We start from the raw sequence: 6,742 nt of genomic DNA, 5'->3' as shown, positions 1-6,742 counted from the left end.
CGGCAGGAAGCCGGTCCACTCGTTGGCCGGGATGTCGTCGACCGTGCCCATGCCGACGCCGCCCCAGGCGCGGATCTTGCGGTTGCCGTACACGTGCCGGACCGCGGTGATCGGCCGCACCGCCTCGTACATGCGCTTGTAACGCCAGGCGGCGATCAGCGTGTCGAACGTGGCCAGGATGTGCGTGAGCATCCACTGCGCCCAGCCGTGCACGCCCAGTTCGTTGTTCTGGTCGTTCTTCAGGCCGACCTCGATGGACGAGTGGCCGATGCCCCAGAGCTTGTTCTCCATGATCTCGGCGAGCGCCTTGCGCTCGTCGTCGAGCGCGGCGGAAGCCTCGATGATCTCGTCCACGGAGCGCTTGTAGGCGCGGCGGTCGGTGTGGTCCGTGAAGTCGGGCCGGGCGAGCCGGAACTCGGCGGGGTCCTTGTAGATGTGCGGCATGGTCACCGCGATCTGGGGGGTCACGAAGTGCTGGGTGACGTAGATGCCCAGGTCGCCGGGGCCGCCGCCGGCGCGGCGGGCGCTGTGGGGCTGGAGCTGCGGCTGCCAGCGCGAGGGGTTGTTCAGCTTGAAGGCGGTGTTCGTCGGCACGTAGCCGGTGTAGTCCGCCCAGGGCCGGGGGTTGTACTTGCGGCCACCCTCGTGACCGAGGGAATTCATGCCGTCGTTCTTCAGGACGTTCCAGACGGACTTGGCCGCCACGTTCCCGATGCCGACCGGTGTGGTGACATCCTCCGACCAGTCGTCGGGGTCCAGACCGAGCCCGAGCATCAGCTCCCGCAGCGGCTCCAGGTTGCGCGGCAGGAGCTGGCTCCAGATGCCTCTCTGGGCGTAGATGCAGGCGATGTTCATGTTCCGGTTGGTGGCGGACTCGCTGGCGGGGCGGCGCGGAATCTGCGTGTGTACGCCGACCGCCGTCTCGTGGTACGGCGCCACGGCGTCGAACAGCGCCAGCATCGCGGCGCGGTTCATGAACAGGATGACCGTCACGTCCATCGTGCCGATGAACGCGTCGCTGGCCGACTGGCCGGTCCGCGGGCCCGTGGGCTGGGCCCACTTGATGTAGTTGTCCTTGTCCAGGTCGGGAAGCTCGGGCGGCTCATCGCCGGTGGCGGCGACGGCGGGGCGGGACAGCGACAGCATGGACAACGACGCGGCCGAGGCGCCGCCGACCAGCAGCGACCTGCGGCCCAGGGGGGTGGCTAAGACAGACTTGCGCCCTGAATTCGCCATGATCCTCTTTCTTCATCTCGGTGAAGAGGGGCCCGGCGACGAAATCGCCGGAGTGGCCCCTCACAGGTGGGGGATTGGGGGGTGGGGGGAGAAGGTTCTCGGGCCGGTCGCCGAATAGCGTGCCCAAGGCTCGGCGACCTGGAATTACGCCGCGAGATAACAGGACTTCAGGAAATGGCAGCGGGGGGTACCTGAAGGAACAGACTCAAGGTATTGCCTTGCGGCAGACGCCGATCGGCCTCACGTTGTCCGAACCGTAGCGGGTGAGGAATGATTCCGCGAGGGCCGAGAAAAGTCCTTCCGCCCCCATACTTTCGGACACCAAGCACTCCAGGCACTCCAAGCAGTCGATGCCGATCGCGTTCCGGGAAATCCTGATGCCGGGACCGTACCTCCCAGTACTCAAGGGCCGCTCGAAATGAACTATGACGGGCCTCATCGACACTTCGAGCGCCCGCACACCCATCCTCACCGGAAAAGGAAAGGCAAATGACCGGCACGGCCACGGGCGGGTTTCCGCAGCCCTCTGGCACAGCCGCCGGGGGCCGGGCCGCCGATCATCCCGCCGGTCCCTTCGGTCGCGGACCGGACGGCTTCGAGTACGCGGGCCGCGTCGTCCTCCGTCGCCATGTGTGCCGCGGCGTTCTTCGCTGCCCGCGCGTACGACGGCTCGCCCGCGGCGGCGCGCAGGGCGGCGGCCGACGTGCCGCGGGAAGTCGCCGGTCGGCGCGGGGGGCTGGAGGTAGACGCCCAGGGTCGGTGTGCCCGTGGCCTCGGCGAGGTGCCAGCCGAGCGGGGCGGTGGTCGCCGAGAGGAGGAGCAGGTCGGTGCCCTCGGCGACCGCGTCGGCGAACCCCCGGCCCGGCGCAGTTCGGCGCCCAGGCCCGTATACGGCGCGACGTCCCCGCCGGTGCATGGCGGGCGGACAGGCGGTGAACCAGCGCGAGACGTGCAGCCGGTGCTCCTCGGCGAGGTCCATGGGAAGGGTCAATCCGCGTACGCCGCGGGGCCGGGGCCGTGCGGCGGGTGCGTCAGGACGGGAGCAGGCCGAGCTGCCTCAGCTGGGCCAGGACGTCCACGACGCCCCAGGTCTCGGCGATGCGGCCGTCCTCGAAGCGGGCGACGAAGATCTCCTTGTACGTCACGGACCTGCCGGTGGGCGCGTGGCCCATGTACTCGCCCCGGTGCGTCCCGGTCACGGTCTGCCGGGCGACCAGCTTGTCGCCCTCCGCGATCAGGTCGTCGACGGCGATGTGGAGGTCGGGGTACGCCCGGTGGAGCGTCGCGAAGACGTCCTTGACGGCCTGCACACCGGGCACCTGCACGGGCAGCGGGGTGTCCAGCCGCACGTCGGGAAGGAAGATCTCGTCGAACACCTCCGACATGACTTCCGGGTCGCGGGCGTTGATGGCGTCGACAAGGCGGCCGTGCTGCGCCTTGTTCCTTGCTTCCTGGGTCGTGGACAACGGGGTTCCCTCTCCGGTCGGGGCCGGGTGGCCGGGGCGGTGCTCCTCCAGACTCCACGGCCGGGGCGCGCGAGGCGAGATGGCGGGCGTACGGGATCCGCGGCCGGGATCCGCGGCCGGGGTCCGCGGCCGGGGTCCGCGGCGCGTCCCGGGGAGGGACGGTGCCCCTCACCGCCTGCCGCGTCCCGCGCGGCGCAGGGCGAGGCCGCCCGCGGCGAGCCGGGCCGCGGCCAGCGCGCAGGCGGCGAGTGCCGTGAGCGTGAGGAGCCAGCCGAGGTCGGGGGAGTAGAGGCGGATCAGCCGGAGGTCGACGCCGAAGGAGCGGGGGGCGACGACGCCGGCCAGGGCGGCGGCGGTGAGGGCGGCCAGGGTCCAGGCGGCCGTGGTGGCCAGGATGCGGCGGCGGGTGCGGCGGCCGGCCGCAGGGCGGGCGATGCGGAAGGCCGTCCAGGCGGTGGCGGCGGTGGTGAGGGTGAGTACGGCGGCGAGGGCGGCGAGGAACGCGGTGTACGGGGCGTCACCGGGCGGCTGTTCTGGGTCGCCGCCGGCGAGGATGCGGGCGGCGCCGAAGCCGGCGGCGTTGAGGTCGGCGGCCTGGAAGTAGCCGTAGGCGTTCTGCAGGACGACGACGGCGCGGTCGGCGCCGGGGAGCAGGACCACCATCGCGTGGTAGCCGGGGGCGCCGCCGGTGTGCCAGACGGTGCGGGTGCCGAGGTCGTCGTTGCGGGTGTCGTCGCGCCAGCCGAGGCCGTAGCGCTGGGTGCCGCCGGAGTCGGCCGTGCCGCGGTGCAGCTGCGCGACGGATGCGGGGGAAAGGACCCGTTCCCCGTCGTACGTGCCGCCGCCGAGGTGGGCGGCGGCGAAGCGGGCGAGGTCCCGCACGGTGCCGCCGAGGTAGCCGTAGCTGGCGCCGGCCGGGTCGTAGTGCGTGTCGGCGGCCACCACTTGGCCGAAGAAGTAGCTGTGCCCGCGCGGTACGGCCCGGGCCCGGCGCGGTGTGGTGACCGCGCCGCGCATGTCCAGCGGGCCGAGGACGTGGTCGCGGAGGTACGCCTCGTAGGGGCGGCCGGTGACGGCTTCGACGAGGGCGCCGAGGAGGAGGTAGTTGGCGCTGGAGTAGCCGTGGCGCTCGCCCGGTGCGGACCGCGGCTCGGTGTCCGCGAGGTCCGCCACGGCCTGGCCGTACGGGTCGTCCCGGTCGCCGAAGCGGTCGGTGACGCCGGTGTGTTCGGGTATGCCGCTGGTCTGCTGGAGCAGGTGCCGCACGGTGATGCGGGCGGCGGCGCCGGGGTCGGCGAGGGTGAAGCGCGGCAGGTAGGTGCGTACGGGCTCGTCGAGGCCGACGGCGCCGGACTCGGCGAGCGTCATGACCGCGGTCGCCGTCACGGGCTTGGCGATCGAGCCCCACAGGAAAGGCGTGCGCGGGGTGACGGGCCCGCCGTCGCCGTCGTGGCCGAAGGCGCCGGTGCGCTCGGTGCCGCCGGGGCCCACGATCGCGTAGGCGAGGCCGGGGGTGTCGGTGGCCCGGGCACGTTCTCGCAGGTAGGCGTCGACTTGCGAGGTGGCGGACCGGGCGTGCGCCGGGAGGGGCGCGAGGGCGGCGAGGAGGAGAAGTACCAGGGCTGCTGCGCGAGTTCGCATGATTCCGTCTCCGGGCAGGGCGGGGTAAGGCATAACCGTATAGCCGTACGGTTATGACGTAACCATACCCTGATACGGTTATCCGCGTGCCCAGGACCGCGGACCACGCCGCCCGCCGCCGCGAGATCGCCGCGGCGGTCCGGCACCTGGTGGCCACCGCCGGCCTCGACGCGGTCACGGTCGCCGCGGTGGCGCGGGAGGCGGGCATCTCGGTCGGGCTCGTCCAGCACTACTTCGCCAGCAAGGACGACCTGCTGCTCTTCGCGTACGAGCAGGTGACCGGGGCGCTCCGCGAGCGCGTGGCGGGGTGGATCACCAAGGGCACGGAAGAGCGGCGGCGGATCTCCGAGGTGGTTTTCCACAGCCTGCTGGAACAGCTGCCGCTCGACGAGGACAGGCGCGGCGAGTACCGCGTCACGCGCGCCTTCCTCGGCCGCTCCCTCGACAACGCCGCGCTCGCCGAGGTCGCGCGGGCCACGGCAGCCGACATCCGGGGGCAGTTGGCGACCGCGGTGCACAACGGCAAGGAGTGCGGCGAGGTGGCGGCGGACGTCGACGCCGACGTGGCCGCCACGCGCATCGCGGCGCTGGTCACGGGGCTGGCCGACCAGATCTACCAGGAGCCGGAGGGGAGCGTCGGCGGACGCCCGCCGGCCGCGGTCGGCGGGGAACTGCTGCGGGAGTGCCTGGACGGCGTCTTCACCGGGGAGTGCCGGCAGTACCGCCCGTAACGCACCTGCGGCGACTCGGCGCTACGAGCCGGCGGTACGAACCGGCGGCCGGACAAGGTGTCCGGCCGCCGGTCGTGTCCGGCGCGGTCCCGTCACTCGAAGACGAACGGGCCCGGGTTCTGCGGGGTGGTGGCGGAGCAGTCGGCCGTGATGCCGAGGACCGAGACCGTCAGCGACGTGGCCTCCAGCGAGTCGCCGGAGGCGACCGTGCCGGCCAGCGGGCCGGTGTTCGCCGGCGCGCCGACCGGGATGGCCGGGTTGGAGTTGCCGGAGAACTCCACCGTGTCGGTGCCGTTCTTGGTGAGGGTGAGGGTCGAGGACGCGGAGTTCGCGCCGATCGGGATCGGCGCCGTGATGGCGTCGGTCGTGATGGTGATCGTCGCCGCGGTGCCGTCCTGCGTGGCTTCGAGCGTCGCCTCGCCGGAGCCGAAACTGCCGCAGTCGAACCCGATGGTGGCGGTCTGCGGCTCCACCGCGAGCGCGCTCGGCGCCGCGAGTAACAGCGCGCCGGCGACCGCGGCACCCACGCCCAGGGCGGTGCGTGCGTTCTTCATGGAGTGCCTCTTCCTTGTGGGGGGTCGGGGGTGGATCACCCCTGATAACTAGGCATTGAGGCAGCTCCGCCCGGCGACGGCAAGACCGGCGACCGGACTTCATTGTCATGAGCATCACTATTGCGCCAACTTTGTTACCGGCGCGTCAACGAGCGGCCCGCGACCGGGTCGTGAATGCCGCGCGCCGGGCGGAACCCCCCAACGGGGTGATGCGCAGTGCCCTGGGCTTTGACGCCGTCGTTACCAGCCAAACGGGCGCCTACGCACCCTGCCCCCGGGAAGGCGGCTTCTCCTCATGCAGCGCACCGACGCCGGCCCGGCGTGCTTTCCACTCGCCGAGCTGCGTCACGCCGTCGACGCCGGCATCGCCTCCTGGCTGGACCGCGGCGGTGCCGGCGCCGACGACCCCGACCTGCTGGCCACCGCGCAGCGGTGGGCGCTCAGTCCGCCCGGCAAGCTGCTGCGGCCGATCACCCTCCTCGCCGCCGCAGGTGCCGTCGGCGGGTCGTACGAGGCGGTGCTGCCCGCGGCCGTCGGCATCGAACTCGCCCACGTCGCGACCCTCGTCCACGACGACATCATCGACGGCGACGAGGTGCGCCGCGGCAAGGTCGCGGCGCACCGCGAGTTCGGTCTCGCCCACGGGATGCTGGCGGCCGACTCGATGTTCTTCGCCCTCTTCCAGCAGCTCGGCGCCTGCCGGCGCACCGGTGTGCCCGCGGGGTGCGTCCTCGACGCCGTCGAGGCCCTCGGCGCCGCCGGGCAGCAGACGGCGCGCGGTGTCGCGCAGGAGGTCGCGCTCAGCGGCAGCCTGCGCGAGGTGACCGCGGCCGCGGACGGGGGCATCGCCGCGTACGTGGAGATGGTCCGGCTCAAGAGCGCGTCGCTGTTCCGTGCCGCGTGCCACGTGGGCGCGCTGCTCGGCGGCGGCAGCAGGGAGCAGGCGGCGGTGCTCGCGGCGTACGGGGAGGCGATGGGGATCGCGTTCCAGATCCGGGACGACCTGCTGCCGTACGTGTCCGAGGGCGCGGACGGCGACGGGGACGGGAGCGGCGACGGCGACCTGCACGCCGGCAAGCCCGTCTGCAGCGACCTCCGCAACCGCCGCCCCGCG

Annotated in this window: 6 protein-coding genes and 2 pseudogenes; 2 read left to right on the top strand and 6 right to left on the bottom strand. The window is 72.6% G+C overall.

The window, feature by feature from the left end:
* The 5 genes and pseudogenes from H5J30_RS13165 to H5J30_RS13155 form a co-directional block, all read right to left on the bottom strand.
* A partial coding sequence (locus tag H5J30_RS13165; RefSeq protein WP_258563295.1) for a DUF6851 domain-containing protein occupies window positions 1-1,236 on the bottom strand: 1,236 nt, incomplete at its 3' end.
* 658 nt (window positions 1,237-1,894) lie between these two features.
* A pseudogene (locus H5J30_RS37800) lies at window positions 1,895-2,107 on the bottom strand (glycosyltransferase); the annotation flags it as partial.
* Between the two features lie 33 nt (window positions 2,108-2,140).
* A pseudogene (locus tag H5J30_RS36675) lies at window positions 2,141-2,215 on the bottom strand (MerR family transcriptional regulator); the annotation flags it as partial.
* Between the two features lie 52 nt (window positions 2,216-2,267).
* Window positions 2,268-2,702, bottom strand: coding sequence for an ester cyclase (locus tag H5J30_RS13160; RefSeq protein ID WP_181787619.1), 435 nt, complete (start codon window positions 2,700-2,702; stop codon window positions 2,268-2,270).
* 168 nt (window positions 2,703-2,870) lie between these two features.
* Window positions 2,871-4,343, bottom strand: coding sequence for a serine hydrolase domain-containing protein (locus tag H5J30_RS13155; protein ID WP_181787618.1), 1,473 nt, complete (start codon window positions 4,341-4,343; stop codon window positions 2,871-2,873).
* Between the two features lie 86 nt (window positions 4,344-4,429).
* Here H5J30_RS13155 and H5J30_RS37465 point away from each other — a divergent pair, with 86 nt between their 5' ends.
* Window positions 4,430-5,074: a TetR/AcrR family transcriptional regulator gene (locus H5J30_RS37465; RefSeq protein WP_181787617.1), complete on the top strand. Its 645-nt coding sequence runs from the start codon at window positions 4,430-4,432 to the stop codon at window positions 5,072-5,074.
* A 92-nt stretch (window positions 5,075-5,166) separates the two neighbouring features.
* Here H5J30_RS37465 and H5J30_RS13145 read toward each other — a convergent pair whose 3' ends face one another.
* Window positions 5,167-5,628: a hypothetical protein gene (locus tag H5J30_RS13145; protein WP_181787616.1), complete on the bottom strand. Its 462-nt coding sequence runs from the start codon at window positions 5,626-5,628 to the stop codon at window positions 5,167-5,169.
* A gap of 295 nt (window positions 5,629-5,923) precedes the next feature.
* Between H5J30_RS13145 and H5J30_RS13140 the strand changes: the two genes are divergently transcribed.
* Window positions 5,924-6,742 (top strand): polyprenyl synthetase family protein (locus tag H5J30_RS13140; RefSeq protein ID WP_181787615.1); only part of this gene is annotated, 819 nt, incomplete at its 3' end.

The organism is Streptomyces phytophilus, from assembly GCF_013870535.1.
Classification (GTDB): Bacteria; Actinomycetota; Actinomycetes; order Streptomycetales; family Streptomycetaceae; genus Streptomyces; species Streptomyces phytophilus.
The sequence above is the reverse complement of the archived record's forward strand: the minus strand, read 5'-3'. Positions and strand labels throughout refer to the sequence as shown.